Annotated in this window: 13 protein-coding genes and 3 pseudogenes; 3 read left to right on the top strand and 13 right to left on the bottom strand. The window is 35.3% G+C overall.

Annotation, left to right across the window (positions count from 1 at the left end; genetic code table 11):
* Positions 1–376: pseudogene (locus tag DMC01_RS15310) on the top strand (IS1595 family transposase); the annotation flags it as partial.
* Between the two features lie 127 nt (positions 377–503).
* On the opposite strand, the gene DMC01_RS10240 reads toward DMC01_RS15310, so the two are convergent.
* The 13 genes and pseudogenes from DMC01_RS10240 to DMC01_RS10180 all read right to left on the bottom strand — a co-directional run bounded on the left by DMC01_RS10240 (position 504) and on the right by DMC01_RS10180 (position 15233).
* Entirely contained in the window at positions 504–1190 is a 687-nt protein-coding gene (locus DMC01_RS10240) for a tetratricopeptide repeat protein (protein ID WP_142694127.1), read from the bottom strand.
* Positions 1190–3022 carry a dynamin family protein gene (locus tag DMC01_RS10235; protein WP_142694126.1) on the bottom strand — a complete coding sequence of 611 codons (1833 nt, stop codon included), beginning with the start codon at positions 3020–3022 and terminating at the stop codon, positions 1190–1192. The genes DMC01_RS10240 and DMC01_RS10235 overlap by 1 nt, the downstream gene beginning before the upstream one ends.
* On the bottom strand, positions 3012–5216 hold the full coding sequence (locus tag DMC01_RS10230) for a dynamin family protein (protein ID WP_142694125.1): 2205 nt from the start codon (positions 5214–5216) through the stop codon (positions 3012–3014). Before DMC01_RS10230 ends, DMC01_RS10235 begins: the two co-directional genes overlap by 11 nt.
* A 21-nt stretch (positions 5217–5237) precedes the next feature.
* Positions 5238–5963: a fumarate reductase iron-sulfur subunit gene (locus DMC01_RS10225; protein WP_142694124.1), complete on the bottom strand. Its 726-nt coding sequence runs from the start codon at positions 5961–5963 to the stop codon at positions 5238–5240.
* Positions 5956–7947 (bottom strand): fumarate reductase flavoprotein subunit, encoded by a 1992-nt coding sequence (locus tag DMC01_RS10220; RefSeq protein ID WP_142694123.1) that lies wholly within the window; start codon positions 7945–7947, stop codon positions 5956–5958. Before DMC01_RS10220 ends, DMC01_RS10225 begins: the two co-directional genes overlap by 8 nt.
* Positions 7948–7976: 29 nt before the next feature.
* Positions 7977–8678: pseudogene (locus DMC01_RS10215) on the bottom strand (fumarate reductase cytochrome b subunit); the annotation flags it as partial.
* Between the two features lie 85 nt (positions 8679–8763).
* The gene (lgt, locus tag DMC01_RS10210) at positions 8764–9585 is read right to left on the bottom strand and encodes a prolipoprotein diacylglyceryl transferase (RefSeq protein WP_142694121.1); all 822 of its coding nucleotides are present in this window, start codon (positions 9583–9585) and stop codon (positions 8764–8766) included.
* 528 nt (positions 9586–10113) lie between these two features.
* Entirely contained in the window at positions 10114–10662 is a 549-nt protein-coding gene (locus DMC01_RS10205; RefSeq protein WP_142694120.1) for a hypothetical protein, read from the bottom strand.
* Entirely contained in the window at positions 10652–11188 is a 537-nt protein-coding gene (locus DMC01_RS10200; RefSeq protein ID WP_142694119.1) for a hypothetical protein, read from the bottom strand. The genes DMC01_RS10205 and DMC01_RS10200 overlap by 11 nt, the downstream gene beginning before the upstream one ends.
* Entirely contained in the window at positions 11185–12180 is a 996-nt protein-coding gene (locus tag DMC01_RS10195) for a hypothetical protein (protein WP_142694118.1), read from the bottom strand. The genes DMC01_RS10200 and DMC01_RS10195 overlap by 4 nt, the downstream gene beginning before the upstream one ends.
* Positions 12180–12836: a lysophospholipid acyltransferase family protein gene (locus tag DMC01_RS10190; RefSeq protein WP_427846119.1), complete on the bottom strand. Its 657-nt coding sequence runs from the start codon at positions 12834–12836 to the stop codon at positions 12180–12182. Before DMC01_RS10190 ends, DMC01_RS10195 begins: the two co-directional genes overlap by 1 nt.
* Positions 12837–13695: 859 nt before the next feature.
* Positions 13696–14994 carry a tRNA (N6-isopentenyl adenosine(37)-C2)-methylthiotransferase MiaB gene (gene miaB, locus DMC01_RS10185; RefSeq protein WP_142694117.1) on the bottom strand — a complete coding sequence of 433 codons (1299 nt, stop codon included), beginning with the start codon at positions 14992–14994 and terminating at the stop codon, positions 13696–13698.
* Entirely contained in the window at positions 14991–15233 is a 243-nt protein-coding gene (locus DMC01_RS10180) for an HP0268 family nuclease (RefSeq protein ID WP_142694116.1), read from the bottom strand. The genes miaB and DMC01_RS10180 overlap by 4 nt, the downstream gene beginning before the upstream one ends.
* A gap of 125 nt (positions 15234–15358) precedes the next feature.
* On the opposite strand from DMC01_RS10180, the gene nusA reads away from it, so the two are divergent.
* Positions 15359–16441, top strand: coding sequence for a transcription termination factor NusA (gene nusA / locus DMC01_RS10175; protein ID WP_142694115.1), 1083 nt, complete (start codon positions 15359–15361; stop codon positions 16439–16441).
* 211 nt (positions 16442–16652) lie between these two features.
* Positions 16653–18094: pseudogene (locus DMC01_RS10170) on the top strand (hypothetical protein); the annotation flags it as partial.

Here is an 18094-nt window from a genome sequence, read left to right as displayed (position 1 = left end):
GTTCTAGTAGCGAGCTTTTGCCAATTTTATCAGGCTTTGCAGAATTAGAATCTAGCATAATTTATAGTGATACTTGGAAAGCTTATGATTAACTTGTAGATTTTTTGCTTCGTTTCACTTGCAACTGCGTAGTAGAAGGGGCTAAAGAACATTTAGAGTAAAACACTCAAAAAATGAGTTTAGCTAAGAATCACATAAATGCAATTGTGAATTTCTGAGGTTTTACTAAACATAGCTTAGCTAAATTTAAAGGAAGCAAAAAGGAAGATTTTATGCTTCATGTAAAGGAAACGCAATTAAGACGAAAATTCAAGGTCAAGATTTGTATAAAATCTTGCTAAAAATGATAAGAAATCAAGCGCTTAAATTGTCTTGAGCCTATGGCATTTTGTCTAAAATCAATACTTTCTTGAAAAAGAGTATCTTTGAAAAAAGAGCTTTATAAAAGGTGATTGATACTTTTAGCTGAATTAGCTCTAAAAGCTTGGTAAAAAAGTCTTTAATCACTGAGCTTGATTAACCCTCTTATAAGCCTCGCAAGCTGGTTCATAGCTCTTATCGCAAGCCCTTCCGTAATACCTCTTTGCTAGGCTATTGTCGCTGCCCTCATAATGCTCACCCAAAAGATGACAAGCAAGGGTGAAGTTTAGCTCACAACTTGTCCTGTATGTCCTAGTGGCAAGTTGGACATTTTGACGAACAAGATTTCCCTCCTCATAAAGCTTTGCTAGTTTAAAGCAAGAACTGCCATCTTTGAATTTGCAAGCCTTTTCATAAAAGCTTAAAGCTGTGCTTCCTTCCTTTCTCTCCTCATATCTTAATCCTAAATTCCTGCAAGCATCTATGTGTCTTAGCTGGCAAGCCTTGTAAAAATTAAGATCTGCTTCTTCTGTAAGCTCATTTTTATCAAAGAGCAAGGCATTATTAAAGCAAGCACTTGAAATGCCCTTTTTGCAAGCTAGCTCATAAAGCCTTGAAGCCTCGCTTTCATTTTCCTTGACCCCTTGTGCTTGATCATACATTAGCCCAAGAAAAAAGCAAGCTGTGGCGCTGTTTTGCTGACATAAAAGATTAAAATTATGAAAGGCTAGCTCGTATCTTTTTGCCTCGTAAAGTGCTACTGTTTCGTTCAAGGAAAGTGCGAGGCTAAATTTAAACAAGATAGCCAAGATAATAAAGCTTTTTTTCATTACAGTCCCTTAATGCCTTTTTGAATATCCAAAAGCCAAGCTCTTCGCTTTGAATTTTCTTTTTTGTGATCCATAATGATAGCAAGTTTTTTTGAAATTAATTCTTTAAAATCCTCAAAAAATTTTTTATAGCCTTTAAGCATAAGGGGCTTATCCACAAGCAAGGCCTCAAATTCATAGACATTTAGCTCTGTTAAAACCCTCTCATAAATTTCATTGATCTTTGGATAATAAAGGGTAAATTCAGAGCTATCAAGCTCATAAAAGATCCTGCTTTCATTAATCTTTTGACTAAAAAAGCCAAGGCTTAGTTTGGTTGCACTTTCATAATTTGCAAGGGCTTTGAGATTAAGCTTTTCAAAAAAGAGATCAAAATCTAAAAAATTTTTATCCAAAAGCTCCTTAAAGTCCTTCAAAAAAAGCTCATCGCTAGCACTGCAAAAGCTAGCAAGTAAGGCATAATCAAGATCGCTTTGATAGCTTTCATCCTTTTGTATGTTTGAAAATTCAGCCTTGAAAAGCATGATCTTTTTTTCAAGCTGCTCAAAAATTAAATGCAAATTCTCTTTTATGAGCTTAAACTCACCCTCAATATCCCCCCTCATCTTTTTAAACTCTTTATTCATAGTATCGCTATGATAAAACATAGCCAAAAAGCTATCATCGCTTGATATAAAGGGTGCTTCATAATCATATCTTTCAAACAAACCCTTATGCAAAAAGCCCTTGCTTTGCTTGTAAAAATGAGCCTCTTTTTTTCTAACTGAATTTAATATCTCCTTTGAGATTTTTTCTGCAACGGCTTTTAGGTGTCCTAGAATTTTAGCTTGGAGCATAATGATCTTTTGTTCTATCGTTTCGTTATTTTCTTGTAAAAAGGCTGAAAAATCCTTAAAAATACCCTCTAAGTTATCAAATACCTCGTCAAAAAATTCATACTGAGCCTCTAAAAAGCTACAAAGATGAAGGATCTTTCTTTTAACAAAGAGCTTTTTAAGCCTTGTTTCATCAAGGTTTTGAAGATGATCAAGCAATGCCTTGAAATTTGATCTTTCATAGCTTTCCTTGCTTTCAGCCTCCTTGCAAGATATGGCTATAAGCTTGTCAAAATACCCTCCAAAAACAGTCCTTGCATACTCTACAACCCTGTCAAGCTCCTTGCTTGAAAGCTTGTCCTTTTGATTTAAAACGCAAATGCTTTGATTATCCTCTAAGAGCCTTAAATTTGCCTTTATGGCATCCTCTTCGCTTTTTTTGCCCGCATTATCTATCAAGGAAAGCCAGATGATGGAATGGGTGTTGAAAAGTTCTTTGAAGGTGCTTTCGTTGTCCTCATCGTTGGCATTTAAGCCAGGAGTATCAATGAGGGTGATTTTTTGTAGCAAATTTATGGGCGCATAAATGCTTAAACTTTTTGCCTCCTTGCCTTCCTTTCTTTGATCTGCATAGTTTTCAAGCTCCTCTACATCGACAAGCTCATCGCTTCCATCCTTGAAGCTAATCTTTAAGCAGTAATTCTTCGCATATCTTAAAAAGCTAAGCTTGGAGGTTACAGGCACAGCCCCTGTTGGAAGGCAGGGTCTTTGCAAGATGAGATTAAGTAGGCTTGATTTACCGCTTGAAAACTGACCTATGATGCCTACTTTTATGGGCTTATCAAGGCTTGATATGATGGAGTTTAGCTCCTCTATGAAGAGCTGATTTAAATGCATAAAGGGCTCATTTAGTTTTAAGGCAAGGGCTTGAATTTTACCCTTAAAACTTTCATCAAAGTGTTGATTGTAGGTGCTTTCATAGGCTTTTATGAAATTTTGTAAAAGTTCAAGTTGCATTTAGTAAGGCTCCTTGTAAGGATCTTAGGGTGTTTATTTTTTCTAAGTTCTTTTCTAAAAGCTCTTTTGCATTTATACCCTCATTCGCACCCTTTGAAAGCATTTTTTTAAGATCTGAAATTCTAGCCTTTTGTAGCTCTTCGTATCTTTTTAGCTTAGCTTGTAAAAAGGACATAAAGTCTTTATTTATATCAAGTTTATTGGCAAGTTCGTTAAGATCAAAATGCTGAAAATACGCATCCATAAGCTCTTTTATCTTAGCTCTTAAAAATTCAAGCTCATTCTTACTTTCTAAGATTGCTCCAAGTTCTAGTTTTAAAAGCTCATATCTTTCATCATCAAAAAATAATCTTAAATTCTCAGAAAGCCTTTCTTTGAAATTTTCAAGATCATTTTCTAAATTCTCTTGTAAGAATTCATATTTAAGGGCTAAATTTTCCTTTAAAAGCTCAAATTTCTTAGCTCCTTTATAGTTTAACTCCCTTAAAATATCAACAGTTTCATCCTTAAAGCTTCGATCAAAGATAGCAACTAGGCGAATTTTATCTATCTTAATCTTTTTTTCAAGGCTGTATTTTAGCTCATCAAAAAGCCTATCTTCGAGCTTTTTTGATAAAAGCTGCAAGGTATTAGTAGCTAAGACATTCTCATCTTTGAGCTTAAAGATGAAATCATTTATATCAGCCTTGGCTTGTTTTAAAAGCTCCTCTTCTTGTTTACTTTGTCTTAAAAGGATTTCGTTTTCCTCGCCTAGATTATTGCTTTGATCTTGAAGGGCTAGGTTTTGGGTTTCATATCTACTTATTAATTCTTTATTGATTAAAAGCAGTTCTTTTTTGTAAGAAGCAAGTATAAGAGTGCTTTTTTGACCTGAAAAAAGCTCCTTATAAAGATAGCTTTCAAGCTCTAAGATCTTGCTTTCTTTGAGACTTTTTTCATCTTCTTTTTTTTCATAAAAATCACTAGCCTTCTTAGCACTTACAGTTAGAAAATCTATCTTTTCAATGAAGCTCTCATCAAAGCCACTATCTTTTAGCCTCTTTTTTAGGGTGTTTTGAGTGTAGGATATTACCTCATTTAACTCCTTTTCACTTAGTAAATCAGCCTTGCTAATTAGGATTAAAAACTTAGTGATTCTTGAATCAAGCAAACAAGATATGATAAATTCACTATCCTTTTGGCTTAGACTTTGACTAGCACTCATTAGGTGAATCAAAAAATCGCTTTCTTTTATGAAATTCTTTGTAAGCATCTCTCTTTGAATGAAGACATCATCAAGCCCAGGGGTATCAACTATGCTGATGTTTGAGCTTAAAAAATCAAGCTTTGTGTAAAGTTCTATTTGTTTAATGAGCAAGGATAGTGAATTTTGAGCTGAGCTGAATTTTTTAAGATCTTGACTTGGAATTTCTTTGATTAAGGGCTTTGGTAAAATATATTCATCAAAGGCTTCTTGTTCTTGTATTTGCTTGATTTGAGTGCTCATTTTTTCATCGTTTTTAACCCCATCTACAAGCTCTTGCCATTCTTTTTGGCTCCAAAAATGAAGCCTTGCTGTGTTACTTTGTCCGTAGTTTAAGAGGGTTAAATTTGCTGTTTCAGGTATGTTAGAAATGCCTAAGACAGGAGATTTAAGCAGGGCATTAAGCACACTTGATTTTCCTGAGTTCATAACGCCTGTGATGGAGATTATAAATTTTTCCTGTGTGAATTTTTGTAAAATTTCCTTAAGCCTTTGTATGAGATCCTCATCCTCGCTCAAAGCTTGCATTCGCTCGTTAAGCTCGTTAAGTTTATCATAGCTTGCAAAAAACTCACCCTTTTTGTTAGGCTCATTAAGTTCAAGACTTTTTATAAAGTTAATTGTAGTTTCTTGAGTGCCAAGTTTGGAGAGTAAATTCAAGGCTTTTAAAAGCTCATTTTTGGAGACAAAGCCCATTTTAAGAGCATTGATAGCTTGAATTTGAGCTAGTTGGATGCTAAAAAGATTGGTTCTTAAACTAGCTTTTTTTAATATATTAATAAAGTCATTTAGGTGTAAGTAGCGTTCGTAGTTTTGATCATTTGTGCTTAAAAGTATGGCTAATTCTGCTGTATCAAGTAGCTTTGGATCATTAAACTTAGAGTCTAAATCTTGGTATAATAAATGATTTTTCCAAATTTTTTGTAAAAACTCAAGCATTAAAACTCTCATAGGTTCCCAAAAAGGGAACCCTTAACTATCTTTTTGTGCGACAAGTTTTCTTCTCATATAGGCGATCTTGCTTTGCAAGGGCAAATTCTTAGGGCAATTATCCTCACAAGCAAGCAAACTCATACAGCCAAAGGCTCCATCATCATCGCCTACAAGCTCGTAAAAATCCCCAACAGTCCTATGATCATGCGGATCTTGCAAGTATCTAGCCGTCCTTAAAAGCCCTGTAGCACCTATGAAATTTGGACGCATTAGCTTGGTGGCACAGCTAGCAAGGCAGATCCCACATTCAATGCATCTATCAAGCTCAAAGGTCTCCTCGGCAACCTCTGGCTCAATTCTTTCTTCGATCTTGCTAATGTCTGTTTCCTTGTCTGTGTGTATCCAGCTTTCAACCCTCTTACACATACCCTCAAACCACTCTCCTGTATTGACACTTAGATCCTTAATGTGTCTAAATGCAGGCATGGGCATAAGCTCTATCACCCCATCTGGATAATCGCTAGTTAGGGTCTTGCAAGCAAGTTTTGGGGTGCCATTTATCATCATCCCACAGCTTCCGCAAATTCCAGCCCTACAAACAAAGTCAAAGCTTAGATCAGCATCGAATTTTTCTCTAATCTGAGTTAGACAAACAAAGATTGTCATAAAGGGTGCTTCTTCTAGTTCATAGGTTGCAAAATAGGGCTTTGAAACCTTGCTAAGAGGATTGTATTTAAATGCCTTGATTGTTAATTTCCTACTCATAACCAACTCCTATTCTTTGATTGGGTGCTTTGTATCTTTCTTGAAGCTCATAATGCATTAGGGCATCTTGAATTTCATGGCGATTCTTGCCTTCTTTTTCCATCCTTTCTCTTATGGTATCAACCTCGCTTTGACGCTTTTCGCTAAGTGGATTTTCTATGATATTGCCCTTTGCTCCATATCCTCTAAAGGCTGGGGGCATTTCCATCTTCATAATATCAAGATCATCATACTCAACCCTTGGCAAGCTCTCGCCCTCTACCCAGTAGGTATTTGTCCTCTTCATCCAGTTTGCATCATCTCGCTTTGGATAATCCTCCCTATAATGAGCACCTCTGCTTTCTGTCCTATCAAGTGCTCCCTTGGCTACGCAAAGAGCAACTTTGAGCATTCTAGGCACTCTATAAGCTTCCTCAAGCTCAGGATTGGCACAGTCAAGTTCTTTGCAATGAACCTTGACATTTAAGGATTCTTTATAAAGCCTTTCTAGCTCATCAACAGCCTCTTTTAGGGTCTCTCCTGTTCTAAAAATAGCCACCTTATCCCACATAATCTCTTTCATTCTGGTTTTAATCTCAAAGACACTGTTTTTGCCTTCCTTGCTTACTAGGGATTTTAGATAATCGTATTCTTGTTTGAGGTATTTTTTGACAATGTCCGTGTTTATAAGCTCACCGCTATTTTTACAGTAATTTGCAAAATAATCTCCAACTATCATACCAGCCACAACGGTCTCAGCACAAGAATTTCCACCCAAGCGGTTAAAGCCGTGAAGATCCCAACAAGCTGCCTCCCCACAAGCAAAAAGTCCTTCTAGCCACTGACTTTCTCCTGTTGGCTTGGTGCGAATTCCACCCATACAGTAGTGCTGCATAGGAAGAACAGGAGCCCAGCCCTTGGGTCCCTCATCAGCAGGATCTATGCCATTAAAGGTCTTGCAAATATCTTGGACATCGCGCAAATTCTTTTCTATGTGAGCTCGTCCTAAGATAGAAATATCAAGCCACAAATGATCCCCATAAGGACTTTTAACCCCCTTGCCTCTTCTAATATGCTCCATCATCCTACGAGATACCACATCACGACTAGCTAACTCCTTTTTCTCAGGCTCATAATCTGGCATAAAGCGGTAGCCATCTACATCCCTTAAAATTCCGCCGTCTCCACGACATCCCTCGGTTAGCAAGATCCCACTTGGCACTATAGGAGTTGGGTGAAACTGCACTGCTTCCATATTTGATAATCTACAAAGTCCTGTTTCAAGGGCTATGGCAGCACCTGTTCCCTCACAGATGACAGCGTTTGTGGTTTGCTTATAAACCCTTCCGTAACCTCCTGTTGCTATCATAGTTCCCCTTGCAACATAGGCTATGAGTTGGCCGTTTGTTAGATCCCTCGCTATGGCACCTAGGCATTTTTTGCCATCGTGTATGATGCGAACAGCTTCCATTCTATCAATGATCTTTACTTGATGTTTAATGGCTTCATTTGCCACCCCATAAAGCATACAATGTCCTGTGGCATCGGCTATAAAGCAGGTTCTCCACTTTTTTGTACCACCAAAGTCTCTTGCATTGATTAATCCGTGGGCTTCTGTTTTTTCTTCAATTGTAGTTTTTTGTGCATTTATAACAACAGTCCTTGGTCCCTTTGTAACCCTGGTCCAAGGAACGCCCCAGGCGGCAAGTTCTCTAACAGCCTTTGGTGCAGTTTGGACAAACATCCTTGCCACCTCTTGATCACAGCCCCAATCAGAGCCTTTGACTGTGTCTGCAAAATGTATATCTTCATTGTCTCCTTCGCCCTTTGCTCCATTTCCAAGGCTAGCTTGCATACCACCTTGAACGGCTGCTGAGTGAGATCTTTTCACAGGACAGATACTTAAAAGTGTTACGCTTTGTCCGCTTCTTGCTACCTCAACTGCTGCTCTAAGACCTGCTAGTCCTCCTCCTATAACTAAGGCATCGCTGTATTGTATATTCATTTTCTACTCCGTTCTTAGGCTGCTGCTAGCCCTATTTTTATGAAAGCACCAAGGCTTAAAATCCCTAAAACTAGGAAAAATACACTAATTATCCACTTAGCGGCTTTTAGCTTCTTTCTGCTTGTTCTTGCATCCTTGCCCTCAAACCAGCCCCACTTAACGCAAAGTCTGTAAAGTCCAATGCTTCCGTGCATTTCAACACAGATTAAAAGAACCACATAAAAGGCCCACATAAAGTGATTTACAACCCTTTCTCCACTCATAGCACCGCTGATTTTGTCCGAATTTGTGATTATGTATATAAGATGAGCTGAGCCAAAGAAGAACATAATAAAACCTGTAAAGGCTTGAACCCACCAAAGCGTGGTGTCTTCGTGTTTTATCATCTTTGTGTGTGTTCTTAGAATTTGATACTGCCTAAAATTGATGGGAAATTTCCTCATCGCAAGTCCTGCATGTACCACAAAGATGACTAGCACACAGGCTGCTAGGAATGAGGTTACATAGCTCATGATCGGATTGTCATAGACAAATTTAAGCTCCAAAATATGAACAACAGAATTAAAAAATTCCTCACTCACCAAGATAGTGGATACAAAAAACATATGCACCCACATAAACAGTGCGAGGAAAAGCCCTGTAGCACTTTGGATAAAGTCAAGCTTGGCTGGCATTTTGCTTTTTTTACCCTCGATGCTTTTACCTAAAAAACCCTCGATAAGTTGGCTCATCGCTACTCCTTTTGTTTGATTTTGAGATAATTATAGTTAATTAACTTTAAACAAAGATTAAATTCTTTTAGTGAGCATTAAAGCTTTAGTATAATTTTTTTTTGCTTAATTTTAAATAAAAATACAAGATTAAAGTTACTAAAAACATAATTATACTCAACACCTGTCCCATGGTTAAATTTAGGGCTATGAAGCCAAGTTGGCTGTCAGGTTCTCTAAAAAATTCACACACAAATCTAGCCACAGAATAGCTCATAGTATAAATTAATATAAGCTCCCCTTCAAAGCTTTTTTTCTTCCTTGCAAAAAAGACGATTAAAAACACCACTAGCCCTTCTAAAAAGGCTTCGTAAAGTTGAGAAGGATGGCGAAGTACTCCTTCTACTAAAATTCCCCAAGGAAGCTCTGTTGTCCTACCAAAGAGCTCTTGATTTAAGAAATTTCCAATTCTTCCAAAGGTATAAGCAAGAGGCACACTTAGAGCTACTAGATCAAGATAAAGCCAAATGTTTTGCTTGTATTTTTTGCAAAAGAGTAGGGTGGCTATAAAAAAGGCAAGAACGGCTCCGTGATAGCTAAGCCCTCTAATGCCTACGAAGTTGCCATTTAGATCAAAGGGATTAAAGATCTGCCAAGGATTACTTAGATAATAAGCCGTGTTTGTGTCATAAATTAATATATATCCAAGCCTTGCTCCTAGTATAACCCCAAGTTCAACCCAGAAAAAATAGCTATCAAGCATAACTGTGCTTATGGCTATCTTATCTTTTTTGATGAAGTATTTTGCTATAAATAAGGACAAAAGCAAGGCACTAACATACATTAGACTATACCAATATACATTAAAACCAAAGACTGTAAATGCTATGATCTCAAATTTAGAATAAATATTTTGCCAATCTTCCATATAAAACCTCAAATATAAATTTAGCTTTCTAAAAAGCCTTGAATTTAATCATATTTTGCCATTTTTAGACAATAAGCTAAAAAATTTGTTTGCTTTTTTGTATGTTGTTTTTATTTTTGTTTGTTGTTTTGCCATTTTTAAGAATTTAATCAATTCAAGCGATAAATTCAACAGTTTTTAAAATAATATCAACAAAAAATAATATGATCAAAACACAACAGTTTTTAAACAGTTTCTTAAAAATCAAAGAGCTAAAAATTCACCTTAAATTCAAGCTAGTTGAAAATTCACAGCAATTTTATCTCAAAGATCTTTCAAGTGAATTCTTAGATAAACATTTTCAGAGCTTTGTGTCCCTTAATATCATCAAATTGACGATAAGCTAGCTAAGATTTAGCTCAAAAAAGACTTAAAATCTAGCCAAGATTTAGCTTAAAAAAGGTTTAAGGTTTTGTTAAATTTAATTTAAAAAAGGCTTGAAACTTAGTTAAATTTAGCTAAAAATTCAAAACGCATTTTTAAAGCACTTTAAGGATCGCTTTTGGGCTCTTCCATCTTTGAGGAGTAAATCTTTACAGCAAAATCAATGTCTATTAAGCCGTCTGATCTTGACTGTAAATTCATTGGAAGTTCTAGCTTTATGATGTTTTTATATTTCTGCAAGGCATCTACAAAATCATAAAAATTAGCGGGTTTTTCAATCACTCCTGTGATGTTTAGATCTTGGTGGAGGTATTTGAGATCTTTTTGTGTTGGCAAGAGGGTTAAATTTGCATCTTTAAAATATGTATCTAAAAAGCTTAAAAAATCACTTGCATTGAAATCACTGTGTAATCTTGAAAGTATATCTTTGTTTGTAAATTGTAAATCATTAAGCCTATTCTCTGCTGCTTGAAATTTTTGACTAAGATCAAGATTTATATTTCTTTGATGTTCAAGCTGAGCCGTAGCTCTTTTATAATCCCTTAAAACAGGTATGATTAAAAATACAATCAAAATAGCACACAAGCACAAAAGGCAAAAGGCATAGACTAGAAGTTTGGTGAGGTTGATATTATCTAGGCTTCTATCGTTCATTTTGTGCCTCTTCGTAATTAGTTTTACTTATGCTTATGAATTTAAATTTGCCACCTTCAATGGGATAAAATGCCGTATATGTCTCATCAAAGATGCTTTTGAGTTTGGTTTGTATGTGTAAGGAAAACATAGCCTTTGTGGGCGTTATGCCTCTTAATTCTAAGGAGCTTTTGCTAAAAAACATACTCTCTAATTGAATTTTTGTTTGGGTGATGCTAGTTAGTATATTTTTTATTAATGCATCAATGAGATCATTTTTACCCCTTTCACCTACAATCTGCAAGGCTAGATCCTTTCTTTGAGTAAATAAAACAAAAAGCTCGTTATACTCAACGATCTTGGCTTGATAATTTATAGCCTCTTGCTGTTTTAAGGCAATTTGGGCATTCATCATAGCAAGTCTAGTGCTAGCAAAGGTATAAACGCTAAAAATGATTCCAGCACAAAGGAAGAAAAACAGGATCCAAATCTTTGCAACAAGGTTTAAAATAGGCTTTTTCTTTGGCTTTATAAAGCTATAACTCATATTTTAAGCTCCAAGCACATAAGCTCTCTCATTAGCTCAAAGGTATCCACCTGTATAATGCTAGGTCTTAAAAAGATCTCAGCTTCTATGTAATCCATAGCCGCCTCGTTCATCTCGTCATTATCAAAGATAATTAGCTCGCTTATGAAGTTGCCATTATAGATAGGATTATTATAAAACTCCTCTATGTTTGAAAAAAGATAAATACACATATCCATATAAGAACCAAAGGTGCTAAGATCCACCTCATTGTTTTCTTCTTGCTTAACCTCATCTGTGTTTTTATCTATAAGCTCATCTAGTTCTTTGGCTACATTAGTTTCTTCTATTTCATCTGTTTGTGTGTCGCCGTTTTGTTCTTGAGCTAGTTCTTGGGGTTTTTCTTCCTTGCTTTCTACCTCTTTGTTTTCTTCTGCTTCGCTAGGAGGGCTTTCATTGCTTGCGTTTAGGTTAGTAAAAGAGCCAAAAAGAATCTTTTGTCCCTCGCAAATTATAAGGGCTATGTAGGCATTATGTTTGTATATATAAAGGCTTATGGGTAGGTTTTGTGCCTTTTTGGGATGCTTGATCTTAGTGCTTATGCAGTAATAAAGCAAGGCAAAGGGAGAATAGATCAGATCAAGCCTCCCACAAGCTCTAAAAAGCTCTTTATATGCTGCTATTTCTTCTTTTGAGCTGTAAATTTGGGCATTGCTTAAACTGAGGGTTTGAACTGCTTTGGTATCTAGATCAAATTTTGCTAGTTTTTCTTTGTTATTTGTGGGAATTAGGCCTTGATTGGCACTTTCTAAAAAAAGACAAATATAATAAAGCTGATGCTCTAAGCTAAGCTCATCTATATAAGCTAAAAGCTTTTTTTTATCCTCAAAGCTTTTTTGATGTGTTTTTTTGACAACCCCGCCCTTCATATCAAAAACATGAACTATATATTCTTTGTCCTCAAAAAGCACACAAATTAAAACCTGAAGCATATATTCTCTTAAAGAAAACACTATCTTTCCTTTTTGAAACTGTCCATATTTGAAATAATAGCAAAATTTTCTTTGATTTTTTCCTTTGCCTCGTTTTTCTCTAAATTTTCTAAGAAAAGTGGCTTACTGATGCGGTATTTGATATGACAAAAGGGCTTTGGCAAAATCATTTTATCCCAGCTTTTAAATTCCCAAAAGCTACTAGCCTCGTAATTTAAAAGCAAGATGGGGACCTTTTTCTTTTGTGCTATTAAAACAGAGCCATCAGAAATTGATTGATAAGGACCCCTTGGACCATCAGGTGTAATTGCTAGATCCTCTCCACTATCTATCACACGAAAGGCTTGACGAAGGGCTGTTGTAGCTTCTTTAAAGGTGCTTCCTCTAACTGTGTCAATGCCAAAATTTTCTATGTTTTGAGTGATTAGCTCCCCATCTTCGTGCTGAGATATCATCACAAAGGCTCTTTTTTTGCCCTTCCAAAACCGTCTAAAAATAAAGGGCATTAGGGCAAGTTTGCCGTGAAAAAAGAGTAAAACACAAGGACGGTTTAATAAGGCCTCTCCAAAATAGCTTTTTTTACAGCTTAAAAAAATGAGCCACTGTAAAAGCCAAAGCAAACGAGCTGCCATCTTTATAACAGCTGGTTTTTTGGAAAATGCCTTAAATTTTGTCATTTTTTGCCTTTGAATTTCATCTTTGTTGAATTTTTGCTTTAATCTTTGTTTAAAAATGCCCTTGAATTTATTTAAAAGCTTTTTAAATTTAAAAAGGCTTGAATTTTTGCCTTAAATTTTTTTTAAAAATGCCTTTAACCTTGTGTGAATTTTTACTTTTTCGTCCTTGAATTTAAAGGCTTGACTGTCTTAAAATTGGCAAATTTTTTAATCTTAAATTCTGTTTGCTTTTTAGGATCTTTTATAAAAAACTGTTTAGCCTTGTATATTAAGCGAAACTAAAAGAACTTTTTGGCTTTTTCAAAAGGATCAATTTAATAGATTTCAAAAAGATCAATTCAACAAGCTTATGTTAGAAAATCAACACCTTCTTGCAAAAGAATTATTTGTTTAAAATTCACAGCCCAATTTTAATTAAATTTCAATCAAAACAAAGAGTTTTATAGCAAGAATGACAGGGCATTTTTATCATTTCTTTGCATAAATTCATAGACTAAATGACAAAATACGCCAAATTTAAGTGCTTGAATTTAAACGCAAATTCTAAAAAATTTAGGCTACTTCACTAAAATTTTAAAAAATTCAAATTCTAAAAAATTCAGCTTTCTTCATTAAGGCTTCTTCTAAAAAATTCACTCATCCTTATTAATGCTTTTTTGTAAAAATGCTTTGATTTATTAAACTTGTCATTTTGCCAACAAAAGCTCGTAAAAAGCCTTGTTTTGTCAAAAAAACTTTTTCTAAATAAGCCTTGTTTTCCAAAAAAAACCTTGCTTTGAAATGCTTTGCTGTGTCTAGTATGACAAAATTCACGCTTTTTGACAAGGTGGCCTTCATTAAATTTAAAATTCACAAAAATTCACACAAGCTCGCCGTAAAGAACCATCCTGCGAGGATTTGTGATCCTTACTTTTTGAATTTTCCCAAGCATCTCCTCGCTTCCCTTTGTTTGTACCAAAAAATTATTATTGCTCCTTCCTGCTACATTTTGATTTTCTCTTAATTCCTCAAACAAAACCTCAACCTCTTGAAACCTTTGCCTTGCTACTATCTCGTCTAAAATTTCATTATGCCTTGCTTGCAGGGTGCTTAAACGGTGCGAAGCTAGCTCGCTAGGGATTTGATTAGGCATAGTAGCAGCTACTGTTAGGGGTCTTGGTGAGTATTTGAAAGAAAAAATTTGCTCAAATCTGATCTCATTTACCACCTCCAAGGTGTCCTTAAAATCCTCCTCACTCTCGCCAGGAAAGGCCACTATGATGTCTGTTGATATGCTGACATTTTCACACATTTTTCTTAGCTTTAAGGCTCTGTTTAAATACCACTGTCTGCTATATCCTCTTTTCATAGCCTTTAAAATAGCATTTGAGCCACTTTGCAAGGGCAAATGCAAACACTTGCAAATTTTAGGATTTTGAGTAAAAACCTCTAAGAATTTATCATCAGCGTGCAAGGGATGAGGACTTTGAAAGCGAATTCTTTCAACTCCTTTGATCTCGCTTAAACGAATCAAGAGATCTGAAAAGTCCATTTTTTCGTGTGTTTTGGAAAATCTCTTGCCATAATTATTCACATTTTGTCCTAGCAAGAAAAGCTCTTTTGCTCCTTTTTCACTTGCTTTGACGGCTTCATTGTAAATAAGATGAAAGGGTATTGAAAGCTCATCACCCCTTGTGTGTGGGACTATGCAGTAGGTGCAGTGCTTATCGCAACCTATCATAATGTTAATAAAGCTTTTGTAAATGCTATTTCTAAAATCCGCAAAGGCAAAATCACTCTCATCATAATTTATATCAGTGCCTATAAATTTAGGGGTTTTTACAGCCTGAGTGATCTTAGAGACATTTCTAGCACCAAGGACGAAGTCAACGGTTGGAGCCCTTTTGAAGATCTCAGCTCCTAAATGAGAAGCCGTGCACCCACACACTCCGATCTTTGCTCCTCTTTTTTTAATCCTCTCAAAGCCTCCTATCTCGCTAAAAAGCTTATGCACGGGCTTTTCTCTTACAGAGCAGGTGTTAATTAAGATAAGATCCGCCTCGCTAGGCTCGGTAGTTAAGGCATAATCCTCTTTTTGAGATAGCTCAGCTATGATATGCTCGCTATCTCTTACATTCATATTGCATCCAAGGGTTTGTATAAAGAGCTTCTTACTCAAAGTATATGCACCTCATACATATAATCATCCTGATCAAGTGAGTATTTAATCACGCGGTGATACACGCTTCGTCCCTTTTTTTCAAAGCCTTGCACGAGGGAGAGTATTTGTTTGTGTGTGTTTTCCTTGTCAAAATAAAAAAAGCTTTGAGCTTCTTTATCCACGGCTTCTTCTATCTTTTTAAGGCTTATTGTTTTTGGAGCTTCTTGCAATAAGCTTCTTGCTAGTTTAAAATCCATTTTTTATCCTTTTAGGTTTAAACTTGCAATTATATCAAAATTTACATTTAATTAAGCTTAGTTAAAAGCAAAATTTGCTATAATCTTAAATCTTCTCAAACAAGAAATCCCAAAAAGGCTTTGATATGGAAAAAATAACAGACATCATAGAGTCAATTGCTAATGAAAAAAATTTAGAGCTTGAAGCTGTTAAGGATAAGGTCAGCAAGGCACTTATAAATACTGCTAAGAGTATTTACGGTGAGGAGTATGAGTTTTTTGTCGAGCCTAAGAGCTTGCAACTTTTTCAAAAAATTCTCATAGTTTCTGATGATGATGAGAGATTAAGCGATAAAAATGAGCATTTTATAGCACTTAGCAAGGCTCAAAAACAATCAGAAAATGTAGAAATAGGAGATGAGCTAACCTACGAGGTAGAGCTTGAAAATTTAGGAAGAACCGCTGTAAATACCTTGCATAAAGAGCTTGAATACAATATCCAAAAGCTACTTGAAGAAACTATTTTTCAAAAGTATCAAAATATGATGGGACAAATAGTCTTTGGCTCTGTTGTAAGAGTAGATAGCGAGGATAATACCTTCATAGAAATAGACGAGCTTCGTGCCTTCTTGCCTCGCAAAAACCGCATAAAGGGCGAGAAATTCAAGGTTGGCGATGTGGTAAAGGCTGTCATTCGCCGCATTTATACAGATAAAAACGGCATCAGAATAGAACTTTCAAGAACCAGCCCTAAATTCTTAGAAGCCTTGCTTGAGGCTGAGGTGCCTGAGATTAAGGATAAATTAGTAGAGGTTAAAATGAGTGCTAGGATCCCAGGAGAAAGGGCTAAAATAGTGCTTAAATCAAATAGTGTCAATGTAGATGCCATCGGTGCAACTGTGGGACAAAAAGGAGTTCGCATAAATGCTGTAAGCAAGGAGCTTCACAATGAAAATATTGACTGCATAGAACACAGCGATGAAATAGCCCTGCTACTTACCAGAGCCCTTGCTCCTGCTATAATAAGCTCCATTAAAATAGAGGATCAAAAGGCTATCATCACCCTTGCTAGTGAGCAAAAAAGCAAGGCAATAGGCAAAAGCGGGATAAATATTAGACTTGCTTCTATGCTAACAGGCTATGAAATAGAGCTTAAAGAGCTTGGAGAAAAGGCTAAACTTAGCACAGATGAGGGCTTAAAGAGCCTAGAAAATCTCTTCAAGTCTTAGCTTTGAGGGCATTTGAATTTAGGCAAACTTGATCCTTTTTACCTTCTTTTACACAAAAAATTTAGACCCCAAAATTTAGATCTTTTTTTAAAGATGCTAAAATGAAGATTGAAAAATTCAAACAAGCTTGAATTTTTTAATTTATTCTTCGCAAATTATCAATAACTCCATTAAAGTTAACAAACTTCTTTCTTATCAACTTTAATAAAATTTGATAAAAACTTCACTAAAAATAGTTGACAATTTACTTAAATTCGCAAAAGGACAGGGCGATGGGGATCTTTCAAATATAGTAAGGCTTAAAAAGAATTTAAATGAAGAAGATAAGGCTATTTTAGAGATGAATTTACTCAATAGAGTTTTTGAAAAATCCTTAATTGAAAACAAAACTTTAAATTTAAGTGTCTTTGATAGTAAAGCCTTTTTAAATGAACTTTCAAAAGTAAGCGGATCTTTTGAAAGTAAAGAAGCGAAAGAGTTTTTAGAATTAACACAAGGCTTTAACAAGCTTTTTAACCAAGATGCCGAGATAGCAAAAGCCTTTAAGCAGTCTTTAACACAAAAAGAGGGAGCAAGCATAGCTACAAGCTTACAAGGTAAAGCTCAGATGGCCATCGTAAAGGCTTTATGGGAAAATGTCATCCGCTTGATGGGAAAAGTGCCTTTTGCGACTGCGTGGAATGAAAAAGTGCAAGGCGCGGCTTTAAGATATCACATAAGCCACGCTTTAAAACGAGCCATAAGTGTAGATGATTTTAGAAACACCCTACAAAACAGCCTTAAACAAGGTAAATTCAACAACAAAACAAAAGAAATTATAAAAGAATTTAATGAAAGTTTTGAAAGTATAAAGAAGGAAAATGAGGCTTTATTAAAGCAAAGTGATGAAGAATTAGTAAATAAAAGTATTGATATTTTTAAAAATAATGATAAAAACAATGCTTTTAATGCCTTATATTACGGGGCCAATAAAAAGGATTATCAAAAGGCTTTAAAAGAGAGTGAAAGATTAAAAAAAGAAAAACAAAAACAAAATTTAGCTACAAAAGAAGAACAAGAATTAGAAAGTGATAAACTTTTTGAAGAAGCTATGAAAACAAAACAAGTACCAAGCGGCGTACAACCTAAAAGTATGGAAAATAAACGAGATTATATAATCGAAACTGAAGCTTTAAAAGAACGCGGCGATTTTGTAGAGCTTTTAGAAAATGGTGATTTTATCTTTAAAGATAAAAAAGGTAAAAAACATATTTTAGACACAGCCACACAAGAACAGTGGCTAAAAACTTTTGATTTAATCAATTTAAGTGATGAATTCATGCCACAGCTTAAAGACGAGCTAAAAGCAGCCATTCAAAAAGATATTAAAATACAAGTAGGTTCACTTTATAAGCTAGTTTCACAAGGTAGAGAAGAATTTATACCACAAATTAAGCAAGTTTTAGAAGAACCAGATCTTGCCTTAAAAGATAGCGAAAATTCGCTTTTTCTTGTTAAACATATACAAGATAATGATTACTTTGTAAATGTTAGCATAGATAAGAACGAAGACTTTATAGGTATTTCAAAAGGTATTAAAGAATTTAATGATATTAAAAACAAGTTAGAAGCAGGCGCAAAAGTGGTGTATCAATCCCCAAACGCCAATTCAAA

The organism is Campylobacter troglodytis (genome assembly GCF_006864425.1).
Classification (GTDB): domain Bacteria; phylum Campylobacterota; class Campylobacteria; order Campylobacterales; family Campylobacteraceae; genus Campylobacter_D; species Campylobacter_D troglodytis.
Note: the sequence above shows the minus strand (reverse complement) of the source record. Positions and strands in the feature narration are given on the sequence as shown.